20 protein-coding genes are annotated in these 19,714 nt (G+C 70.7%); 12 read left to right on the plus strand and 8 right to left on the minus strand.

Annotated features, from left to right (window positions below):
* Positions 1-35: 35 nt before the first annotated feature.
* Positions 36-1,541 (minus strand): oligopeptide:H+ symporter, encoded by a 1,506-nt coding sequence (locus tag ACZ7L0_RS25295; RefSeq protein ID WP_471244812.1) that lies wholly within the window; start codon positions 1,539-1,541, stop codon positions 36-38.
* Positions 1,542-2,001: 460 nt separating this feature from the next.
* On the opposite strand from ACZ7L0_RS25295, the gene ACZ7L0_RS25300 reads away from it, so the two are divergent.
* Positions 2,002-2,679, plus strand: a complete 678-nt coding sequence (locus tag ACZ7L0_RS25300) for a response regulator transcription factor (protein WP_471244813.1) — start codon at positions 2,002-2,004, stop codon at positions 2,677-2,679.
* Between the two features lie 61 nt (positions 2,680-2,740).
* Positions 2,741-4,015: an ATP-binding protein gene (locus tag ACZ7L0_RS25305; RefSeq protein ID WP_471244814.1), complete on the plus strand. Its 1,275-nt coding sequence runs from the start codon at positions 2,741-2,743 to the stop codon at positions 4,013-4,015.
* 26 nt (positions 4,016-4,041) lie between these two features.
* Here ACZ7L0_RS25305 and ACZ7L0_RS25310 read toward each other — a convergent pair whose 3' ends face one another.
* Positions 4,042-4,545: a GtrA family protein gene (locus ACZ7L0_RS25310; protein WP_471244815.1), complete on the minus strand. Its 504-nt coding sequence runs from the start codon at positions 4,543-4,545 to the stop codon at positions 4,042-4,044.
* A 162-nt stretch (positions 4,546-4,707) separates the two neighbouring features.
* Here ACZ7L0_RS25310 and ACZ7L0_RS25315 point away from each other — a divergent pair, with 162 nt between their 5' ends.
* From ACZ7L0_RS25315 to ACZ7L0_RS25325, 3 genes are read left to right on the plus strand one after another with little or no spacing between them, the layout of a single operon-like run.
* Positions 4,708-5,847, plus strand: a complete 1,140-nt coding sequence (locus ACZ7L0_RS25315) for a 5-(carboxyamino)imidazole ribonucleotide synthase (RefSeq protein ID WP_471244816.1) — start codon at positions 4,708-4,710, stop codon at positions 5,845-5,847.
* The gene (gene purE, locus ACZ7L0_RS25320) at positions 5,844-6,368 is read left to right on the plus strand and encodes a 5-(carboxyamino)imidazole ribonucleotide mutase (RefSeq protein ID WP_471244817.1); all 525 of its coding nucleotides are present in this window, start codon (positions 5,844-5,846) and stop codon (positions 6,366-6,368) included. The genes ACZ7L0_RS25315 and purE overlap by 4 nt, the downstream gene beginning before the upstream one ends.
* A gap of 5 nt (positions 6,369-6,373) precedes the next feature.
* Positions 6,374-7,552: a dipeptidase gene (locus ACZ7L0_RS25325; protein ID WP_471244865.1), complete on the plus strand. Its 1,179-nt coding sequence runs from the start codon at positions 6,374-6,376 to the stop codon at positions 7,550-7,552.
* Between the two features lie 28 nt (positions 7,553-7,580).
* Here the strand turns inward: ACZ7L0_RS25325 and ACZ7L0_RS25330 are convergent, their stop codons facing one another.
* Positions 7,581-7,985, minus strand: a complete 405-nt coding sequence (locus ACZ7L0_RS25330) for a VOC family protein (RefSeq protein WP_471244818.1) — start codon at positions 7,983-7,985, stop codon at positions 7,581-7,583.
* A 20-nt stretch (positions 7,986-8,005) separates the two neighbouring features.
* Entirely contained in the window at positions 8,006-8,365 is a 360-nt protein-coding gene (locus ACZ7L0_RS25335) for a VOC family protein (RefSeq protein WP_471244819.1), read from the minus strand.
* 120 nt (positions 8,366-8,485) lie between these two features.
* Between ACZ7L0_RS25335 and ACZ7L0_RS25340 the strand changes: the two genes are divergently transcribed.
* Complete coding sequence (locus ACZ7L0_RS25340) at positions 8,486-8,992, plus strand: CGNR zinc finger domain-containing protein (RefSeq protein ID WP_471244820.1); 507 nt, start codon at positions 8,486-8,488, stop codon at positions 8,990-8,992.
* 116 nt (positions 8,993-9,108) lie between these two features.
* Here the strand turns inward: ACZ7L0_RS25340 and ACZ7L0_RS25345 are convergent, their stop codons facing one another.
* Complete coding sequence (locus tag ACZ7L0_RS25345; RefSeq protein WP_471244821.1) at positions 9,109-10,452, minus strand: UDP-glucose dehydrogenase family protein; 1,344 nt, start codon at positions 10,450-10,452, stop codon at positions 9,109-9,111.
* A 198-nt stretch (positions 10,453-10,650) separates the two neighbouring features.
* Between ACZ7L0_RS25345 and ACZ7L0_RS25350 the strand changes: the two genes are divergently transcribed.
* A complete protein-coding gene (locus tag ACZ7L0_RS25350) occupies positions 10,651-11,808 on the plus strand; it encodes an acyl-CoA dehydrogenase (protein ID WP_471244822.1) in 1,158 nt (385 codons plus the stop codon).
* A gap of 55 nt (positions 11,809-11,863) precedes the next feature.
* Here the strand turns inward: ACZ7L0_RS25350 and ACZ7L0_RS25355 are convergent, their stop codons facing one another.
* Positions 11,864-12,460 carry a TetR/AcrR family transcriptional regulator gene (locus ACZ7L0_RS25355; protein ID WP_471244823.1) on the minus strand — a complete coding sequence of 199 codons (597 nt, stop codon included), beginning with the start codon at positions 12,458-12,460 and terminating at the stop codon, positions 11,864-11,866.
* Positions 12,461-12,537: 77 nt separating this feature from the next.
* Here ACZ7L0_RS25355 and ACZ7L0_RS25360 point away from each other — a divergent pair, with 77 nt between their 5' ends.
* From ACZ7L0_RS25360 to ACZ7L0_RS25370, 3 genes are all read left to right on the plus strand, one after another.
* Complete coding sequence (locus ACZ7L0_RS25360; RefSeq protein ID WP_471244824.1) at positions 12,538-13,563, plus strand: hypothetical protein; 1,026 nt, start codon at positions 12,538-12,540, stop codon at positions 13,561-13,563.
* 102 nt (positions 13,564-13,665) lie between these two features.
* A complete protein-coding gene (locus ACZ7L0_RS25365) occupies positions 13,666-14,487 on the plus strand; it encodes an SAM-dependent methyltransferase (protein WP_471244825.1) in 822 nt (273 codons plus the stop codon).
* Between the two features lie 86 nt (positions 14,488-14,573).
* Positions 14,574-14,945: a four-helix bundle copper-binding protein gene (locus tag ACZ7L0_RS25370; protein ID WP_471244826.1), complete on the plus strand. Its 372-nt coding sequence runs from the start codon at positions 14,574-14,576 to the stop codon at positions 14,943-14,945.
* Positions 14,946-15,017: 72 nt separating this feature from the next.
* Here the strand turns inward: ACZ7L0_RS25370 and ACZ7L0_RS25375 are convergent, their stop codons facing one another.
* The gene (locus tag ACZ7L0_RS25375) at positions 15,018-16,325 is read right to left on the minus strand and encodes an LCP family protein (RefSeq protein ID WP_471244827.1); all 1,308 of its coding nucleotides are present in this window, start codon (positions 16,323-16,325) and stop codon (positions 15,018-15,020) included.
* A 119-nt stretch (positions 16,326-16,444) separates the two neighbouring features.
* On the opposite strand from ACZ7L0_RS25375, the gene ACZ7L0_RS25380 reads away from it, so the two are divergent.
* On the plus strand, positions 16,445-17,002 hold the full coding sequence (locus tag ACZ7L0_RS25380) for an acyl-CoA thioesterase (RefSeq protein WP_471244828.1): 558 nt from the start codon (positions 16,445-16,447) through the stop codon (positions 17,000-17,002).
* Between the two features lie 31 nt (positions 17,003-17,033).
* Here ACZ7L0_RS25380 and ACZ7L0_RS25385 read toward each other — a convergent pair whose 3' ends face one another.
* Complete coding sequence (locus tag ACZ7L0_RS25385; protein WP_471244829.1) at positions 17,034-18,515, minus strand: LCP family protein; 1,482 nt, start codon at positions 18,513-18,515, stop codon at positions 17,034-17,036.
* A gap of 139 nt (positions 18,516-18,654) precedes the next feature.
* Between ACZ7L0_RS25385 and ACZ7L0_RS25390 the strand changes: the two genes are divergently transcribed.
* On the plus strand, positions 18,655-19,683 hold the full coding sequence (locus tag ACZ7L0_RS25390) for a glycosyltransferase family 2 protein (protein ID WP_471244830.1): 1,029 nt from the start codon (positions 18,655-18,657) through the stop codon (positions 19,681-19,683).
* Positions 19,684-19,714: the final 31 nt, after the last annotated feature.

Here is a 19,714-nt window from a genome sequence, read left to right on the forward strand (position 1 = left end):
GGACGCGGTGGCCCTCCGCGGAGCCGGGGCGTGCGTCAGTGCACGGCGCCCATGCTCTTCTTGACCTTGCTGCGGTACATCCACACCGCGAAGCCGGCGATGACGGCCAGAACCGCCTCCAGGGCCACGAAGCCCATCCGGTCGAGGTTCACCCCGCCGACGGCCGGGTTGGACAGCAGGGCGGTGACGGAGTCGCCCGCGGTGACCGCGAGGAACCAGACGCCCATCATCTGGGAGGCGTACTTCCGCGGCGCCATCTTCGTGGTGACGGACAGACCCACCGGCGACAGCGTCAGCTCACCGATCGTCTGGACGAAGTAGATCGCGACGATCCACATCGCCGCGGCCTTGTGACCGCCCTCGGCGATCGACAGCGGAGCGAGGAAGAGGAAGAAGGAGGCGCCGACCAGGACGAGCGCGGACGCGAACTTCACGATCGTGCTCGGCTCCTTGCCACGCCGGTTCAGCCACAGCCACAGCCAGGCGAAGACGGGCGCGAGAGCCATGATCATGACCGGGTTGACCGACTGGTACCAGGAAACCGGGAACTTCCAGCCGAAGATCGTGTTCTCGGCCTTGCCGTCCGCGAAGAGCGACAGGGTCGAACCGCCCTGGTCGTAGATCATCCAGAAGACGGCCGCGGCGACGAAGAACCAGACGTACGCCGACACCTTCGACCGCTCGGCCGAGTCCAGCTCCTTGTCACGCCGGATCCGGCCGATGACCACGATCGGCACGATCAGACCGATGAGGGTGAGCGGGATCAGCGCCCAGTTCAGGGTGAAGTGGCCGGAGAAGCCGACGACGCCGTAGAAGACCACGGCGACGGCCAGCCAGATCAGGCCCTTGCGCAGCGTGGCGGTCTTCTCCTGGGCGGACAGCGGCGTCGGGACGACGTCGCTGCGCTCGCTCAGGTGGCGGCTGCCGAGCAGGAACTGGACCAGACCCAGCGCCATGCCGAGCGCGGCCAGCGCGAAGCCGAGGTGCCAGTTGACGTTCTCACCGACGGTGCCGATGACCAGCGGCGCGGCGAAGGCGCCCAGGTTGATGCCGATGTAGAAGAGGGTGAAGCCACCGTCGCGGCGCGGGTCCTCCGGGCCGTCGTAGAGGTGACCGACCATCGTGGAGATGTTGGCCTTCAGCAGGCCCGAGCCGACGGCGACGAGACCGAGGCCGACGAAGAAGCTGGCGGCCACCGGCAGCGCCAGGCTCAGGTGACCGAGCATGATGATCACGCCTGCCGCGGCGACCGTCTTGCGGGGGCCGAGGAAGCGGTCCGCGATCCAGCCGCCCGGGAGGGCGAGCAGGTACACGAGCGACACGTACACGGAGTAGATCGCGGTCGCCGTGCCCGCGTTCATGTGCAGGCCACCCGGGGCCACCAGGTACAGCGGGAGCAGGGCCCTCATGCCGTAGTAGGAGAACCGCTCCCACATCTCGGTCATGAAGAGAGTGGCCAGTCCGCGGGGGTGGCCGAAGAAGGTCTTCTCGGAACCGGGGGTGCCCGGGCGGACCGAGTCCTTCGTCAGGCTGGACGCCATGGTCGTTCCTTGCTGGTCGGGACGCGATCGCAGGAGCGTTGCGCGCCCGGTGGGGGAGTCGGCCGGCACCGGCGGGATCGGTCGTCCGCCCCCACGCCCGAGGGGAGTCCGCCCCGGATCACGGAGCGGTGGACGGCGACCACCGGGATCCACGGCCAGAGGTCATTCCTTGGGCCGGCGCAGACCGGCCCGCACACAAAAGAGACCCCCGGCGCCAAGTCACCGCCAAAGGTCCCTGCATGCTACAGGCGTTCCAGGTCACCATACGGCAGGACACCGCCTGATATGGAAGGACTTGAGACACGGATCACAGGCATCGGTGGAACCGGGGGAGTGGTTTCGAAGGTGTCTCCTAGGATCGCACCTGTCAGCCATAGGTTCGTACCACTGTGCCCCAAGGTAAGAATCCCTCGCTTCGATCACACCCCAGCGGAACGCGCAACCGGACTACCATCACCTCATGACCCGTGTACTGCTCGCCGAGGACGACGCGTCCATCTCGGAGCCGCTGGCCCGCGCCCTGCGCCGGGAAGGCTACGAGGTCGAGGTGCGCGAGGACGGACCCACCGCGCTGGACGCCGGCATGCAGGGCGGCGTCGACCTGGTCGTGCTGGACCTGGGCCTGCCCGGCATGGACGGCCTGGAGGTCGCCCGCCGGCTGCGCGCCGAGGGCCACGCCGTGCCGATCCTCATCCTGACCGCGCGCGCCGACGAGGTGGACACCGTCGTCGGCCTGGACGCGGGTGCCGACGACTACGTCACCAAGCCCTTCCGGCTCGCCGAACTGCTCGCCCGGGTACGGGCCCTGCTGCGGCGTGGCTCCGCCGAGCCGCAGCAGCCGCCCGCGACGCACGGCGTGCGCATCGACGTGGAGTCGCACCGGGCGTGGATGGGCGACGAGGAACTCCAGCTCACCGCCAAGGAGTTCGACCTGCTGCGGGTGCTCGTGCGGGACGCGGGCCGCGTGGTCACGAGGGACCAGTTGATGCGCGAGGTCTGGGACACCACCTGGTGGTCGTCGACCAAGACGCTGGACATGCACATCTCCTGGCTGCGGAAGAAGCTCGGCGACGACGCGGCCAACCCCCGGTACATCGCCACCGTGCGCGGGGTGGGTTTCCGGTTCGAGAAGAGTTAGCCGGCTCCGCGCGTCCCGCCGTTCCGGCGGCTCGTCGTGAAGTCACCGCCCGGAGGGCCCCGTGCGTCGTCGTCTCATCCAGTCCACCCTCGCCGTCGTCCTGGTGGTGATCGCGGTCTTCGGCGTCTCGCTCGTCATCGTCGAGACCCGGACGATCAGCAACAGCGCCCAGGAACGGGTGGACTCCGAGGCGGTCCGGCTGGCCAGCATCGTGGACGGCCGGATCCTCGGCGCGGAGGACATCACCGCCGAGATACTGCGCGACCAGGTCACCAAGGACCAGTACGCGGTGATCCGCGTGCCGGGCCGCAAGCCGATCGAGATCGGCACCAAGCCCCAGGGCGACGTCATCCACTCCACCCAGTCGGGTGAGGAGGGCGAGACGGTCATCGTCCAGGAGCCCCGCTCGGCGGTGACCCGGGAGGTCGGCCGCACGCTGCTGATCATCGGGCTGGTGGCGCTGCTCGCGGTGGTCGCCGCCGTGCTGCTCGCCGTGCGCCAGGCCAACCGGCTCGCGTCCCCGCTGACCGACCTGGCGGAGACCGCCGAGCGCCTCGGCTCGGGCGATCCGCGTCCCCGGCACAAGCGGTACGGCGTCCCCGAGCTGGACCGGGTCGCGGACGTGCTGGACTCCTCCGCCGAGCGCATCGGCCGGATGCTCACCGCCGAGCGCCGGCTGGCCGCCGACGCCTCCCACCAGCTGCGCACGCCGCTGACGGCGCTGTCGATGCGGCTGGAGGAGATCACCCTCACCGACGACCCGGACACGGTGAAGGAAGAGGCGAACGTCGCGCTGACCCAGGTGGAGCGTTTGACGGACGTGGTGCAGCGGCTGCTGACGAACTCCCGCGACCCGCGCACCGGCTCCGCCGTCACCTTCGACCTCGACGAGGTCATCCAGCAGCAGCTCGCCGAATGGCGCCCCGCCTACCGGGGCGTGGGCCGGGCGATCGTCAGCTCGGGCAAGCGGCATCTGGAGGCGGTCGGCACTCCGGGCGCGGTGGCCCAGGTGCTGGCGGCGCTGATCGAGAACTCGCTGATGCACGGGGGCGGCACGGTGGCCCTGCGCACCCGCGTCACCGGCAACCAGGCCGTCGTGGAGGTCACCGACGAGGGCCCCGGCGTCCCGGCCGACCTGGGCGCCCGTATCTTCGAGCGCACGATCAGCGGACGCAACTCGACCGGTATCGGCCTGGCCGTGGCCCGCGACCTCGCCGAGGCCGACGGCGGCCGTCTGGAGCTGCTCCAGGCCCAGCCACCCGTCTTCGGCCTCTTCCTGTCCCGGACACCACCGTCCCGGAAACCGTCCGAGGACAGCGGCCCGACGGTCCGCTAGGAGCCCCCGGGCCCAGAACGCGGGACCTACGGCACCCGCTGGGTCGGCCGCGGCTTCTTCGACTCCTCGGCGAGGAACGATTCCGCGTGGGCGACGGCCTCCCGGGCCGGCAGCGCCTTGAACACCCAGGTGCGGTAGGACCAGAAGCGGAACAGGGTCGCGACCCCGATGCCGACGAACTTGAAGATGTTGCTCTGCAGCGGGCTGTCCCAGCCGAAGCCGTAGGTGGCCAGGTAGAGCACGCCGTTCTCGATCACCAGGCCGACCGCGCTGAACAGCAGGAACAGCGTGAGTTCCCGGGTACGGCCGCTCTTGTCGCGGTCGCGGTAGGCGAAGTAGCGGAAGCCGATGTAGTTGAAGGCGATCGCCACCACGGTGGCGATCACGCTGGCGCGGACGACCTGCAGATCGGTGACGTGCCGTACCAGGTTGAACACACCGAGGTTGACGAGGATGCCGACGCCGCCCACGGCGCCGAACTTGGCGACCTCGCGTACGAGACGTTGCAGCCCCGAGGAACTAGGTTCCATGGTCGTGCAGGCTCCCGTCCGTAGGTTTCGTCAACCCCGCCATGCTATCGACCCCCCGGCGGAGTTTCCTGTGGACCAGCTCTCAGGTCGGAAAGAACCCGGAAAGTACGGGGTAAGAGGCGCGGAATCCGGCGGCCCCGGCACGGCCGATACCCTAGGGGCGTGACGTTCCCGGTAGTCGGCATGGTCGGCGGTGGCCAGCTCGCGCGTATGACGCACGAAGCGGGCATCCCGTTGGGCATCAGGTTCAAGCTCCTCAGTGACACCCCTCAGGATTCCGCGGCGCAGGTCGTGAACGATGTCGTCATCGGCGACTATCGCGACCTGGACACGCTGCGTGAGTTCGCGCGCGGTTGCGACGTGATCACCTTCGATCACGAACACGTACCCACCGAGCACCTCAGGGCTCTGGAGGCGGACGGTATCCCCGTGCGCCCGGGGCCCGACGCGCTCGTGCACGCCCAGGACAAGGGGGTGATGCGCGAGAAGCTCGACTCGATCGGCATCCCCTGCCCACGGCACCGGATCGTCGGCGATCCGCAGGACGTGGCGGCCTTCGCCGCCGAGGGGGACGGCTTCCCGGTCGTCCTGAAGACCGTCCGCGGCGGCTACGACGGCAAGGGCGTCTGGGTCGTGGACTCCGTCGAGGAGGCCGCCGACCCCTTCCGGGCCGGTGTCCCGGTCCTCGCCGAGGAGAAGGTCGACTACGTCCGGGAGCTCGCCGCCAACGTCGTGCGTTCCCCGCACGGCCAGGCGGTCGCCTACCCGGTGGTCGAGTCCCAGCAGGTGGGCGGCGTCTGCGACACGGTCATCGCCCCCGCCCCGGACCTGGAGGAGTCCCTCGCCCTCAAGGCCGAGGAGATGGCCCTGACCATCGCCAAGGAACTCGGCGTCGTCGGCCACCTCGCCGTCGAGCTGTTCCAGACCCGCGACGGCCGCATCCTCGTCAACGAGCTGGCGATGCGCCCGCACAACTCGGGCCACTGGACCCAGGACGGCGCGATCACCTCGCAGTTCGCCAACCACGTCCGCGCGGTCCTCGACCTGCCCCTCGGCGACCCGCGCCCGCGCGCCCCGTGGACGGTCATGGTCAACGTCCTCGGCGGCGACTACCCGGACATGTACTCCGCGTACCTGCACTGCATGGCCCGCGACCCCAAGCTCAAGATCCACATGTACGGCAAGGACGTGAAGCCCGGCCGCAAGGTCGGTCACGTCAACACCTACGGCGACGACCTGGACGACGTTCTCGAGCGCGCACGTCACGCTGCCGGTTACCTGAGAGGCACGATCACCGAATGAGCCCTGTTGTAGGCATCGTCATGGGGTCGGACTCCGACTGGCCCGTCATGGAGGCCGCCGCCCAGGCCCTGGACGAGTTCGAGATCGCGTACGAGGTCGACGTCGTCTCCGCGCACCGTATGCCGCGCGAGATGGTCGCGTACGGCGAGCAGGCCGCCGACCGCGGGCTGAAGGTGATCATCGCGGGTGCGGGCGGCGCCGCCCACCTGCCCGGCATGCTGGCCTCGGTCACCCCGCTGCCGGTCATCGGCGTGCCCGTGCCGCTGAAGTACCTGGACGGCATGGACTCGCTGCTGTCGATCGTGCAGATGCCGGCCGGCGTGCCCGTGGCCACCGTCTCCGTCGCCGGGGCCCGCAACGCCGGTCTGCTCGCCGCCCGGATCCTCGCCGCGCACGACGAGGACCTGCTCGCGAGGATGCGTGACTTCCAGCAGGACCTGAACGACCAGGCCACCGAGAAGGGCAAGCGCCTGCGCTCCAAGGTCGAGGGATCCGCCGGCGGCTTCGGCTTCGGGAAGTGACCGCGGTGAGTTCCGTGGAGGCAGCCCGGGAACTGCTCAGCGAGTTCCCGGTCGTCGACGGGCACAACGACCTGCCCTGGGCGCTGCGCGAGCAGGTCCGCTACGACCTCGGTGCCCGCGACATCTCCCGGCCCCAGAACGCCCACCTGCACACCGACATCCCGCGGCTGCGCGAGGGCGGGGTCGGCGCCCAGTACTGGTCGGTGTTCGTCCGCTCCGACCTGCCCGACGCGGTCCCGGCGACGCTGGAACAGATCGACTGCGTACGGCAGTTGCTGGCACGTCACCCGGCGGACCTGGCCCCCGCCGTGACCGCCGCCGACATGGAGGAGGCGCGCCGGGAGGGCCGTATCGCCTCCCTCATGGGCGCGGAGGGCGGCCACTCGATCGCGAACTCCCTCGGCACCCTGCGGGGGTTGTACGCGCTCGGCGTCCGCTACATGACCCTCACCCACAACGACAACGTGGCGTGGGCGGACTCCGCGACGGACGAGCCGGGCGTCGGCGGCCTGTCGGCCTTCGGCCGCGAGGTGGTCCGGGAGATGAACCGGCTCGGCATGCTGGTCGACCTCTCCCACGTGGCGGCGACGACCATGCGGGACGCGCTGGACACCTCGTCCGCCCCGGTGATCTTCTCGCACTCCTCGTCCCGGGCCGTGTGCGACCACCCGCGCAACATCCCCGACGACGTCCTGGAGCGGCTGCCCGCGAACGGCGGCGTGGCGATGGTGACGTTCGTACCGAAGTTCGTGCTCCAGGCGGCCGTGGAGTGGACGGCCGCGGCCGACGAGAACATGCGCGCCCACGGCTTCCACCACCTCGACACCACCCCCGAGGCGATGAAGGTGCACCGCGCCTTCGAGGAGCGCACCCCGCGCCCGGTCGCCACGGTGGCCACGGTGGCCGACCACCTCGACCACATGCGCGAGGTCGCGGGCGTCGACCACCTCGGCATCGGCGGCGACTACGACGGCACGGCCTTCACCCCGGACGGCCTGAACGACGTCTCCGGCTACCCGAACCTGATCGCCGAACTGCTGGACCGCGGCTGGTCGAAGTCCGACCTGGCCAAGCTGACCTGGCAGAACGCGGTACGGGTGCTGGGGGCGGCGGAGGACGTGGCCCGCGGCCTGCAGGCGACGCGGGGGCCGTCCAACGCGACCATCGAGGAGCTCGACGGCTGATCCCCCGGTCAGTCGTCGCGGCCGTCGGTCAGCCGTGCTCGATCCGGCACAGGCAGAACGGATGCCCGGCCGGATCGGCGTACACCTGGAAGTCCTTCTTCTCCCGGTCCTCCAGGTCCAGTGGCCGGGCCCCCAGCGCCAGCACCCGCTCGTGGGCCGCGTCGATCTCCTCCCAGGTGGACCCGGCGTCGAGGTCGAGATGGAACTGCTGCGAGTTCCGGTCGGCCCGCGGCCACTGTGGCGGCACGTGATCCTCGGCCCGCTGGAAGGCGAGTCGGGGTCCGCCCGGGACCTCCAGGACGACCCAGTCGGCGGTGTCCTCACCCTCCTCGGCACGGGGCGTGCCGCCGACGATCTCGGCGTAGAAGGCGGCGAGCGCGTGCGGGTCGGGGCAGTCGACCACGACCGAACGGAAACGTACGACGGGTGCCATGGGCCCTCCTGGACGACCGGTCAGCAGGCGCAGAGGCAGAACGGGTGCCCGGCCGGATCCGCGTAAACCCGGAAGCCGCGCGAGCGGTCGTCCGTGTCCAGCGGTCGCGCGCCCAGCGCCAGGACGCCTTCCTCTGCCGCGTCGAGGTCGTCGACGGTCAGGTCCAGGTGGAACTGCTGGGAGTGGTCGGCGGCCGGCCACTTCGGCGGCACGAACCCGGGCGCGGCCTGGAAGGCCAGCGACGGGCCGCCGGGCAGCTTCAGGTCCACCCACTCTCCCTCCCCCTCGACGGTGCCACCGAGCACCTCCGCGTAGAAACCGGCGAGCGCGCGGGGGTCGGGACAGTCCAGGACCACAGGGCCCAGCTTGGCGAGAGCCATGACTTTCCTCCTCGTATCCGACTTTCTCCGGAGCGTTACCCAGGACGTGGCGTTACCCATAGAGGCGAGTAACCGGTAACGGTTACTGCATGCTCCCGCATTGGAGGTAACGTCGCAAGCATGAGTGAGAGATCGGCCGCACCGGGGGGCCTGGCGCTGGTCGAGTCCCTGGTGAACACGCTGGACATCGAGTCGGGCGCCGACGCGCTGGACACGGCGGACGGCCGCGCGCGCTTCGGGATCCCCGAGGACGAGCTGCCGTCGGCCCGGGAGCTGCGCGAGTCCCTGCGCGCCGCGCTGCTCGCCCACGCAGGCCACCCGCCGCACCGCACGGTGACACCCCTGGGCGACCTGCTGTCCCGGGCACCGCTGTATGTGGTGGTCGACGCGCGGGACGGCTCGGCGGCCCTCACGGCCGCCCCCGAAGGCCCGCTCCCGGCCCGCGTGGCGGCGGCCGTCGCCGAGTCCCTGGTCGCGGGCACCTGGCTGCGGCTCAAGGCCTGCGAGGCCGACACCTGCCACTGGGCGTACTACGACCGCAGCCCGGCCGGACGCGGCCGCTGGTGCTCGATGCAGGTGTGCGGCGCGCGCGCGAAGATGCGCCGATACCGGGCCAGGGAAGGATAAGCCCCCGTGATCCACAGGAAGTTCACCGGCCAGGTACCGGCCCGGTGGTGCAGAATGCGTGAAGACGCCGGTTCGGCCGACTGAGCCTCGGCCGAACCGGCGTCACCCGTATGTCCTCAGGCGGTCGGACGCCCCATCGCCCGGTACGTCCACCCGGCCCGCCGCCACAGCTCCGGGTCCAGGGAGTTGCGCCCGTCGAGGAGTACCCGGGCCGCCGTGACCTCGCCCAGCGTGGCCGGGTCCAGCTCCCGGAACTCCCGCCACTCGGTCAGGTGCAGGACGACGTCGGCGCCCCGTACCGCGTCCAGCGCGGAGTCGGCGTAGCCGAGCGTCGGGAAGACCCGGCGGGCGTTGTCCATGCCCTTGGGGTCGTACACGGTGACCTGGCCGCCCTGGAGGTGTATCTGCCCCGCCACGTTGAGCGCGGGGGAGTCCCGGACGTCGTCCGAGTCGGGCTTGAAGGTGGCGCCGAGGACCGCGACCCGCCGGCCCAGGAAGGAGCCGCCGCCCAGGGCCTCGCGGGCCATCTCGACCATCTGGCCGCGGCGGCGCATGTTGATGGAGTCGATCTCGCGCAGGAAGGTCAGCGCCTGGTCGGCACCCAGCTCACCGGCGCGGGCCATGAACGCCCGGATGTCCTTGGGCAGACACCCGCCGCCGAACCCGATCCCGGCCCGCAGGAACTTCTTCCCGATCCGGTCGTCGTACCCGATCGCCTCCGCCAGCCTCGCCACGTCGCCGCCCGCGGCCTCGCACACCTCGGCCATGGCGTTGATGAAGGAGATCTTGGTCGCGAGGAAGGAGTTCGCCGCGGTCTTCACCAGCTCGGCGGTGGGGAAGTCGGTGACCACGAACGGCGTCCCGTCGGCGATCGGCGTGGCATACACGTCCCGCAGCAGCTTCTCTGCCCGCTCGCTGCGCACCCCCACCACGATCCGGTCCGGGTGCAGCGTGTCCTCGACGGCGAACCCCTCCCGCAGGAACTCCGGGTTCCAGGCCAGCTCCGCGTCGCCGCCGGCCGGCGCGTGCTCGGCCAGGTAGGTGGCCAGACGCTCGGCGGAGCCGACCGGCACGGTGGACTTGCCGACGACGAGCGTGGGCCCGGTGAGGTGCGGGGCGAGGGAGGCGACGGCCGCGTCCACGTACGACATGTCGGCCGCGTAGTCCCCGTGCCGCTGCGGGGTGTTCACGCACAGGAAGTGCACGTCGCCGAACGCGCCGACCTCGGCCCAGTCCTGGGTGAACCGCAGCCGGCCCGAGGAACCCTCGAAGCCCGCGACATGCTTCCTCAGCAACTCCTCGAGCCCCGGCTCGAACATCGGGGCCTCGCCGCGCTCCAGCTTCGCGATCTTCTCCGGTACGACGTCCAGCCCCAGCACCTCGAAACCGAGCTCGGCCATGGCCGCGGCGTGCGTGGCGCCGAGGTAGCCGGTGCCGATCACGGTGATCTTGAGGCTCATGGATGCTCCTGGGGTACGCGGGCGGTGCGGGCCCGAGCATAGCCAAGGCGTGCCGCGGGGCTTCGGCGGGCGCCTCACCGGGCAGTCTCCGGGCTGTCGCCAAGCTCACGTAGGCGCGCCCCGAGCGGCCCCCTAAAATTTCAATTACTTAACGGTAATTAGCGTCAGTATCACTGTGTCTTTGGAGCGTGAGAGACCTTGGCCGGATCGGCTGACTTCGACCTGTACCGCCCGTCCGAGGAGCACGACATGCTCCGTGACGCCGTCCGCTCCCTGGTCGAGGCGAAGATCTCGCCGTTCGCCGCCGCGGTGGACGAGGAGGCGCGCTTCCCGCAGGAGGCCCTCGACGCGCTCGTCGCGAACGACCTGCACGCCGTGCACGTACCCGAGGAGTACGGCGGCGCGGGCGCCGACGCGCTCGCCACCGTGATCGTGATCGAGGAGGTGGCGCGGGCCTGCGTGTCCTCCTCCCTCATCCCGGCCGTCAACAAGCTGGGCTCGCTCCCGGTGATCCTCTCCGGCGGCGAGGACCTGAAGAAGAAGTACCTCTCCGCACTGGCCAAGGGCGACGGGATGTTCTCGTACTGCCTCTCCGAGCCGGAAGCGGGCTCGGACGCGGCCGGCATGAAGACGAAGGCGGTCCGCGACGGCGACCACTACGTCCTCAACGGCGTGAAGCGCTGGATCACCAACGCGGGCGTCTCCGAGTACTACACGGTGATGGCGGTCACCGACCCGTCGAAGCGCTCGAAGGGCATATCGGCCTTCGTCGTCGAGAAGTCCGACGAGGGCGTCTCCTTCGGCGCTCCGGAGAAGAAGCTCGGCATCAAGGGCTCCCCGACCCGCGAGGTCTACTTCGACAACGTCCGCATCCCCGCCGACCGCATGATCGGCGAGGAGGGCACCGGCTTCGCCACCGCCATGAAGACCCTGGACCACACCCGCATCACCATCGCCGCCCAGGCCCTCGGCGTCGCCCAGGGCGCCTTCGACTACGCCAAGGGCTACGTCCAGGAGCGCAAGCAGTTCGGCAAGCCGATCGCCGACTTCCAGGGCATCCAGTTCATGCTCGCCGACATGGCCATGAAGATCGAGGCCGCCCGCCAGCTGACCTACGCGGCGGCCGCGAAGTCCGAACGCGGCGACAGCGACCTCACCTTCCAGGGCGCGGCGGCGAAGTGCTTCGCCTCGGACGTGGCGATGGAGGTCACCACGGACGCGGTCCAGCTGCTGGGCGGGTACGGCTACACGCGGGACTACCCGGTGGAGCGGATGATGCGCGACGCGAAGATCACGCAGATTTATGAGGGCACGAACCAGGTCCAGCGGATCGTGATGGCGAGGAACCTTCCGTAGCGGGGCCCTTGCCACGATCACACAGCCCCCGGCGTCATGCCGGGGGCTGTCCTGCTTATTCGGCGGCGGCCAGGAAGCGTCGCAGGATCAGCCGCAGGGTGGGCAGCTGTTCGGCCGGCTGGAAGGCCGGGTTGGTCGCGGCGCTGGTGTAGAGGGCGGCGATGAGGGCCGCCACCCATGCCGCCGTGTCGTCCGGGGGCAGTTGTGGATCGATCTGCCCGGCGTCCGCCGCCCGGCGCAGCAGCGCGGCGATCGTCCGGTGTTCGGCCTCGTTCTGCTGGTCCAGCAGCGCGTTCAGTTCGGGATCGCGCTGGGCCTGGAGCATCGCCTCCATCACCAGCTTGGGCGTCAGCGGATCGGCCGCGGGCCCGGCCAGCAGGTCCACGACCTCCAGCAGTGCCGCCCACGGGTCCGCCGCCTCCCGGGCGTCCGCCAGCCGGCCGGCCTGGTCCTCGTCCTCCTCGAAGACCGCCCGGAAGACGGCGCGCTTGTTCGGGAAGTAGTGGAACAGGTTCCCCGAGCTGATACCGGCCGCCCGGCAGATCTCGGCGGTCGTGGCGCCCTCGAAGCCCTTGGTGGCGAACACCTCCGCGGCGGCGCCCACGATCTGACGGCGCCGCGCCCGGTGCTTGGCGGGGTCAACGGTTCTCATGCCGCCATCTTCCACGACCTTCGCCACTCCCCACCACAAAGATAGACCGAGCGCTCGGTTTATGATTTCCTGACTCCATGACCACGACGTCCGATCTCGCCCCGCCCCACAAGCGCCCGCGTCCGCGCTGGATACCGGTAGCGGCCCTGTTCCTCCTGTCGCCGATCAGCGCCGAGTACCTGATCGGGTACGACGAGACCATCGGCCACCCCTTACGGCTGCTGGCCGGGTTGCTGCTCCTGGGCCCGCTGTACGGCGCCATCGCCGTGCTCATCAGGGAGGCCGTCCGCCGGGCCGGGCGCGGCTGGCCCACCGTGCTGCTGCTGGGCGCCGCCTTCGGGCTGGCGCAGACGGGACTGATCGACCAGTCCCTGTTCCACCTGGAGTTCGACGAGAACGACCCCGACTGGGCCACCGCGGAGCCCGTCACGGTGATCCCCGGTCTGCGGGTCGACGCCCAGAACCTGCTGAACTGGGCCGGCGGCCACATGATCTGGACCTTCGCGGCACCGATCGCGATGGTCGAGTCCTGCGTGCCACGGCTGGCCGAACGCCCCTGGCTGGGCGGGCGTGGCCTGGCCCTGATGGTCGTGCTGTATCTGGCGGGCGCGGCCGTCATCGCCGGCGAGTTCTGGCGCTCCGAGTCGGCCGCCACCCCGGGCGAGCTGGCGGCCACCGGGGTGGCCGTGGCCGCCCTGGCCGGCGCCGCCTTCGCCCTGCCGCGCCGCGGACCGCGCCGGCCCGGACGGGTCCCGTCCGCGTGGGTGGCCGGGTGCGTCGCCGTGGCCGTCCTCGGCGCGCACCAGTGGCTGGACGCGCGGTCCTGGGCCGTCTTCGCGCTGGACCTCGTGCTGCTGGGAGTACTGGGCGCGCTGCTGCTGTCCTGGTCGGGGCGCACGGGCTGGGGCCGTACGCACGTGATGGCCGTGGCCGGTGGCGCGTTGGTCGCCTCGGTGGCGACGTCCTTCTGGGTCGAGCCACTGGGCCATCCCTCGTACGCCGTCAAGTACGCGGTCAACACCGCGCTCACCGCGGGCGTGTTGACGCTCATCGGCCTGGCGTACCACCGGCTGCGCCGGTTCCCGGCAGGAGATAGCGCATGACCGCGCGTGGGAAGCAGTTGTTGAAAATCCCGCCGTCCAAGGCGAGTTGTGTCTAATTTGGTGCGCATCCCGACAGTGATCGCCCGAAGGAGAGCAGTCGCCATGTCCGACATCGCAGCACCCGGTGACGAAGGCGTCGCGCGCATGGCCCGGCTGCGGACCGACGTGTCCCACTCGGCCCGCATCTGGAACTACTGGCTGGGCGGCAAGGACCACTACCCGGTGGACGAGGAGGTCGGCGAGCAGATCCTCGGCTTCGTACCGGCGCTGCCCCGTTCGGCCGTGGCCGACCGTGCCTTCCTCTCGCGGGCGGTGCGGTACCTGGCCGGGGACGCGGGGGTGCGGCAGTTCCTGGACATCGGCACGGGCCTGCCGACGGCCGACAACACCCACGAGGTCGCGCAGCGCGTCGACCCGGCGTCCCGGATCGTCTACGTCGACAACGACCCCCTCGTCCTGACCCACGCCCACGCGCTGCTGACCAGCACGCCGGAGGGGGCCACCGACTACATCGACGCGGACGTGAACGACCCCGAGCAGATCCTGCGGGGCGCGGCGCGGACCCTGGACCTCGACCGCCCGGTGGCGATCACCATGCTGGGCATCCTCAACTTCGTGATGGACACGGACGAGGCCGTCTCCATCGTCCACCGGCTCCTGGACGCCGTACCGTCCGGCAGTTACCTGGTGATCTCCCACCCCACCACGGAGGTCGACGGCGAGGCGATGACCCAGGCGGTCGAGTACTGGAACAGCCAGGGCTCGGCCCCCATGACCCTGCGCAGCCGCGCCGAACTGGTCCGCCTCTTCGACCGCGTGGAGGTACTCGAACCGGGCGTCGTCTCCTGCTCCCGCTGGCGCCCCGAGGGCGGCCAGGAGCCCGTGGCGGTCACCCACTTCGGCGGGGTCGGCAAAAAGCCGTAGTACGAATGGCAGTACCCGCGGGTCGGGCGTAGGACGGAAGCACACGGAGCCCACCCCCTCGGGCTCCCTGCCTCCGAGGAGGAGCCATGACCCAGCCCGGAACCCAGCCCGGCATGAGCACGATGAGCAAGGAGATGCAGGACTGCGTCGAGGCGTGCATGCAGGCCCACACGATGTGCGAGGAGTCGATGAGCTCCTGCATGCAGATGGGCGGTCAGGCCCAGATGCAGATCATGCGTGCGCTCATGGACTGCTCCGAGATGACCCGTATGTGCGCCGACATGATGATGCGGCGCTCCCCCATGGCCCAGGAGATGTGCGCGATGTGCGCCAAGGCCTGCGACATGTGCGCCGAGGCGTGTATGTCCATGCCGGACGACCAGCAGATGATGCGCTGTGCGGAGGCGTGTCGCCGCTGCGCGGAGATGTGCCGGACGATGGCGGGCGCCCGGATGTGATCCGGCCCTGAGCCGTGACCGAGGGCACCCGGACCACACCGGTGGGTGCCCTCGGTCGTTGCCCGCGACGGCCTAGTTGCCGGAGACGGTGACCTTCTCGTCGTTCTTCAGCTCGTTGACCAGCGTCTTGACCTTCGCCTTGTCCCAGACGAGGTTGCCGCCGCTCGAACCGGAGACCGGCATGTTCATCGACGTGCCGTCACCGCCGCTGACGCCCTTCATCGCCCAGAACATCGACGCCAGGTCCCACAGGCTCATGTCCTTGTCGACGGTGAGCGAGTCCAGGCCGGCGCCCATGGTCGGGTAGAACTTGAAGGGGTTCAGGACCGTCGACGGGGTGGCCACCTGGTGGGCCAGCGCGGACAGGAACTTCTGCTGGTTCTTGGTGCGCTGCAGGTCGGAGGCGGCGAACGCGTGCCGGGTGCGGACGAAGGCCAGGGCCTGCTCGCCGTTCAGTTCCTGCTTGCCCGCCTTGAAGTCGGCGCCCGAGTACTTGTCCTTGAAGCCCTTGTCGATGGTGATCTCGACACCGCCGACCGCGTCCACGATCTTCGCGAAGCCCGCGAAGCCGATCTCCACGTAGTGGTCGATGTGCAGGCCGGTGTTGAACTCGATCGTGCGGACCAGCAGCGTCGGCCCGTCCTCGGCGTAGGCCGCGTTCAGCTTCACGTGCCGGCCCGTGCCCGGGAAGGTCTTGCCGGACTCGGAGCCCTTGTACGTCGGTATCTCCACGTCCGAGTCGCGCGGCAGTGAGATCAGGGTGTCGCCGTTGTCGCCGACGTGCAGGATCATCATCGAGTCCGTGCGCTGGCCGTCGGCGGAGCCGGTGTGCAGCTTCTTCTTCTCCTCGGCCGACATGCCCTTGCGGCTGTCGGAGCCGACGATCAGGTAGTTGGTGCCCTCGCCCGTCTCCGGGCGGTCGACGACCGTCGAGAGGTCGACGTCGCGGTGCAGCTTGGAGTCGGCCCAGAAGTAGGTCGCCACCGAGGTGACGACCGTCACGGTCGCCAGGGTGATCGCGGTCCACTTGATGCGCCGCCGCCAGTTCGGCGCGGGGCGCGGGCCCCGGGTGGGCGCGCCCGCCGGTCCGCCCGGACCGCCACCGGGGGCGCCGTAGACCTGGCCCGTGTTGTAGCCGCTGTCGTACTCGTCGTAGCCGTCGTGTCCCTGGCCGTCGACGTACGACGGCTGCTGCGGGACCCCCGCGGCGTACGGCGGTGCCGCCGGGCCGGGATCGCCGTACCCCCCCTGCCCGGGCGCGGCCGGTCCGCGCGGGACCTGGCGCATCACGCGGGCGCCCTCAGGCTGCGCGCCGGCACTGCCGCGTCCGTACCGGGTGCGGCGGTTTTCGTCGGACCATCCCTCGGGCCAGTCATTCATGGGCCCCAGTGTGCCGGGTACGAGTACGTGCCTTACAAGGCTTGTCGGAAAATCAGGGCGCCGCTGTTGCGAACCCGACACAAATTCCGCGAATGTCGCCTCGGCATAAGGTGGGGGCCATGACAGACCAGGCCACCGCAGCGGAGTCGGGTACTCCGGACATCCCCGGCAAGCCCACGTCCGCGTCCCGGACCACGCTCAGCCACATCATGACCCACAACGACACCAACCTGCTGGGCACGGTGCACGGCGGTGTGATCATGAAGCTGGTCGACGACGCCGCGGGCGCGGTGGCCGGCCGGCACAGCGGTGGCCCCGCCGTCACGGCCTCCATGGACGAGATGGTCTTCCTGGAGCCGGTTCGCGTGGGTGACCTGGTTCATGTGAAGGCCCAGGTCAACTGGACCGGTCGGTCCTCGATGGAGATCGGCGTCCGGGTCCTGGCCGAGCGCTGGAACGAGTCCACCCCGCCCACCCAGGTCGGCTCCGCCTACCTGGTCTTCGCCGCGGTCGACGCCGACGGCAAGCCCCGCAGGGTCCCCCCGGTCGTCCCCGAGACCGAGCGCGACAAGCGCCGCTACCAGGAGGCCCAGATCCGCCGCACCCACCGCCTCGCCCGCCGCCGCGCGATCCAGGAACTCCGGGAGAAGCGAGCGGCGGAGGGCTACGAGGACTAGCGGAGGCTACGAGGGCCAGGGGACCAGGGGACTAGGAGCGGCACACCACCTCGTCCCCGCGGACCACCGTCGTCTCCGCCTGTCCGCCCGGTGCCTCCGGCTTGACCTTGCGTACGTTCCTGAAGTCCGACCCGGCGACCACCTTCAGCACCGGCCCCTGTCCCTTCACCGGCCGCAGCTCACTGCCGGGCAGGGCCGTGGCCAGGGACTTGGCGGAGCGGTCCCAGCGGGGGTCGAAGAGGACGACCGTGCGGCGCACGTCATGGACGGGCGCGTCGACGGGCAGGCGGGTGGTGGCGAAGCCGGTGGCCGCCAGGGCGGTGTCCACCCGCCGGGCGAGGCCCACCGTGCGGGTGCCGTTCTGCACCTGGACGCGGATCTGCCGCGGGGCCACCTCCACCGGGACCACCGGGTCGCGCCGCGGCCGTTGGGTGGCCAGCGGCTTGTCGTCGCGCAGGGACCGGAAGAGCTGCTCCGCCCTCGGCCCGTCCCACTTCAGCGTCGAGCCGATGCCCTTCACCGGATAGGCCATCTGGCCGATGGGGACGGTCGTGAACTCCGACGAGGAGGGGGAGAAGTTCCGCATCGCCCGCCCCAGGTCCAGCAGCTCGTCCGTGCCGAAGCCCTCGTCCGCCCGCACCGAGCCCAGCACCGCCCGGGTCACGTCCCTGAACCGCATCGGGTTCAGCAGCACCCCGGAGGAGGTCGCCCGCTCGATCAGCGCCGCGAGGAAGCGCTGCTGGCGCCTCATCCGGCCCAGGTCGCTGGCCGCGTCGACGTGCCGGGAACGGACGTACTGCAGGGCCTGCCCGCCCACCAGGGTGTGCGTGCCCGCCGGCAGGTCCAGGCCGGTGAACCTGTCCTTCAGGGGCAGCGGGGTGCAGACCTGGACGCCGCCGAGCACGTCCACGGTCTTCATGAAGCTGCTGAAGTCGACCTCCAGGTAGTGGTCGATCTTGACGTGCGTCATGTTCTCGACCGTGCGCACGGTCAGCTGCGGGCCGCCCTCCGCGTAGGCCGCGTTGAGCTTGAGCGGGTGCGGCGCGTGCCGCTTCCCGGTGATCTCGTCGGCGTGCTCCGGGGCCTCAGCGTAGGAGTCGCGCGGCAGGCTCACCACGCTCGCCCGCTCCCGGTCCTCCGAGATGTGCACGATCATGATCGTGTCGGTGCAGTGGCAGGGTGCTCCGCCCAGCCGGTACTTCCGCCGCTGCCGCTCGTCGACCTTGTCCCGGCCGTCGGTGCCGACCAGCAGGACGTTCATGCCGTGCCCGGCCCGCGGGCGGTTCTTCATGTCCTTGAACGCGTCGACCCGGGTGATGCCCGCGTCCAGGCTGCTGACCACCGCGTGCCCGATCCCGGCCGAGGCGAGCACCACCACCGAGAGCGTGGTCACCGCCCGCATGGCCCAGCGCGGCCGGCCACGCCGTACGGGCGGTCGCGGCGCCCGCCGCGGCTGGGGCGGGCGCGGGCGCTGCCTGGGCCGTGCGGGAGAGCGTGGCGGCGTGGCGGGCATGGGGACACCTCCGCTGGGGCTTCGGGCCCGGGGCCGTACGAGGGAACGTGAGCACCGTAGGCCCATACGATCTCCAGCCCGCGGCAGCGACCCGGCGGCGCGCACCGGTGTCCCCCGTTCGCGGTAACGTGAGCCCCCTATGAACGCCAAGCCCGACGTGCGGCTCCCCGCCGTTTCTGTGATCATGCCCGTCCTCGACGAGGAGCGGCATCTGCGCGGGGCCGTCCAAGCGATCCTCGCGCAGGAGTACGCCGGCGAGATGGAGGTCGTCATCGCCCTCGGTCCGTCCACGGACCGCACGGACGAGATCGCCGCCGAGCTCGTGGCCGAGGACCCCCGCGTACACACCGTCCCGAACCCCACCGGCCGCACGCCCGCCGCGCTCAACGCGGCGATCAAGGCCTCCCGGCATCCGGTCGTGGTCCGCGTCGACGGCCACGGCATGCTCTCGCCGAACTACATCGCCACCGCCGTACGGCTCCTGGAGGAGACCGGGGCGCAGAACGTCGGCGGCATCATGCACGCCGAGGGCGAGAACGACTGGGAGCACGCGGTCGCCGCCGCGATGACCTCGAAGATCGGCGTCGGCAACGCGGCCTTCCACACCGGCGGCGAGGCGGCCCCGGCCGAGACCGTCTACCTCGGCGTCTTCCGGCGCGAGGCGCTGGAGCGGCAGGGCGGCTACAACGAGGAGTTCATCCGCGCCCAGGACTGGGAGCTGAACTTCCGCATCCGCGAGGCGGGCGGGCTGATCTGGTTCTCGCCCGAGCTGAAGGTGTCGTACCGGCCGCGTCCGAGCGTGCGGGCGCTGGCCAAGCAGTACAAGGACTACGGCCGTTGGCGGCACGTCGTCGCCCGCTACCACGAGGGCTCCATCAACCTGCGCTACCTCGCCCCGCCGACGGCGGTGTGCGCGATCGCGGCGGGGATCGTGGTGGGCGCGGCCCTGACCCCCTGGGGCTTCGTGATCCCCGGCGGTTATCTCGCGGCGATCGCCGCCGGGTCCGTCCCCGCGGGCCGGGGGCTGCCGCTGAAGGCACGGCTGCGGATCCCGGTCGCCCTGGCCACCATGCACATGTCCTGGGGATGGGGCTTCCTCACCAGCCCCCGCTCCCTCGCGAAGAAGGTCATCGCCTCACGGCGTCCCGCGGTGCTCGGCACCGAGTAGGAACCGTCCGTGAGGCGCGGGCCGGCCCGGG

This window comes from Streptomyces sp. NPDC039424, from assembly GCF_055639495.1.

Coding starts and splice junctions, on each gene's coding strand:
- ACZ7L0_RS25295 (WP_471244812.1), bottom strand. CDS start 1,541: ATGGCGTCCAGCCTGACGAAGGACTCGGTCCGCCCGGGCACCCCCGGT.
- ACZ7L0_RS25300 (WP_471244813.1), top strand. CDS start 2,002: ATGACCCGTGTACTGCTCGCCGAGGACGACGCGTCCATCTCGGAGCCG.
- ACZ7L0_RS25310 (WP_471244815.1), bottom strand. CDS start 4,545: ATGGAACCTAGTTCCTCGGGGCTGCAACGTCTCGTACGCGAGGTCGCC.
- purE (WP_471244817.1), top strand. CDS start 5,844: ATGAGCCCTGTTGTAGGCATCGTCATGGGGTCGGACTCCGACTGGCCC.
- ACZ7L0_RS25330 (WP_471244818.1), bottom strand. CDS start 7,985: ATGGCACCCGTCGTACGTTTCCGTTCGGTCGTGGTCGACTGCCCCGAC.
- ACZ7L0_RS25335 (WP_471244819.1), bottom strand. CDS start 8,365: ATGGCTCTCGCCAAGCTGGGCCCTGTGGTCCTGGACTGTCCCGACCCC.
- ACZ7L0_RS25340 (WP_471244820.1), top strand. CDS start 8,486: ATGAGTGAGAGATCGGCCGCACCGGGGGGCCTGGCGCTGGTCGAGTCC.
- ACZ7L0_RS25345 (WP_471244821.1), bottom strand. CDS start 10,452: ATGAGCCTCAAGATCACCGTGATCGGCACCGGCTACCTCGGCGCCACG.
- ACZ7L0_RS25355 (WP_471244823.1), bottom strand. CDS start 12,460: ATGAGAACCGTTGACCCCGCCAAGCACCGGGCGCGGCGCCGTCAGATC.
- ACZ7L0_RS25360 (WP_471244824.1), top strand. CDS start 12,538: ATGACCACGACGTCCGATCTCGCCCCGCCCCACAAGCGCCCGCGTCCG.
- ACZ7L0_RS25365 (WP_471244825.1), top strand. CDS start 13,666: ATGTCCGACATCGCAGCACCCGGTGACGAAGGCGTCGCGCGCATGGCC.
- ACZ7L0_RS25370 (WP_471244826.1), top strand. CDS start 14,574: ATGACCCAGCCCGGAACCCAGCCCGGCATGAGCACGATGAGCAAGGAG.
- ACZ7L0_RS25375 (WP_471244827.1), bottom strand. CDS start 16,325: ATGAATGACTGGCCCGAGGGATGGTCCGACGAAAACCGCCGCACCCGG.
- ACZ7L0_RS25380 (WP_471244828.1), top strand. CDS start 16,445: ATGACAGACCAGGCCACCGCAGCGGAGTCGGGTACTCCGGACATCCCC.
- ACZ7L0_RS25385 (WP_471244829.1), bottom strand. CDS start 18,515: ATGCCCGCCACGCCGCCACGCTCTCCCGCACGGCCCAGGCAGCGCCCG.
- ACZ7L0_RS25390 (WP_471244830.1), top strand. CDS start 18,655: ATGAACGCCAAGCCCGACGTGCGGCTCCCCGCCGTTTCTGTGATCATG.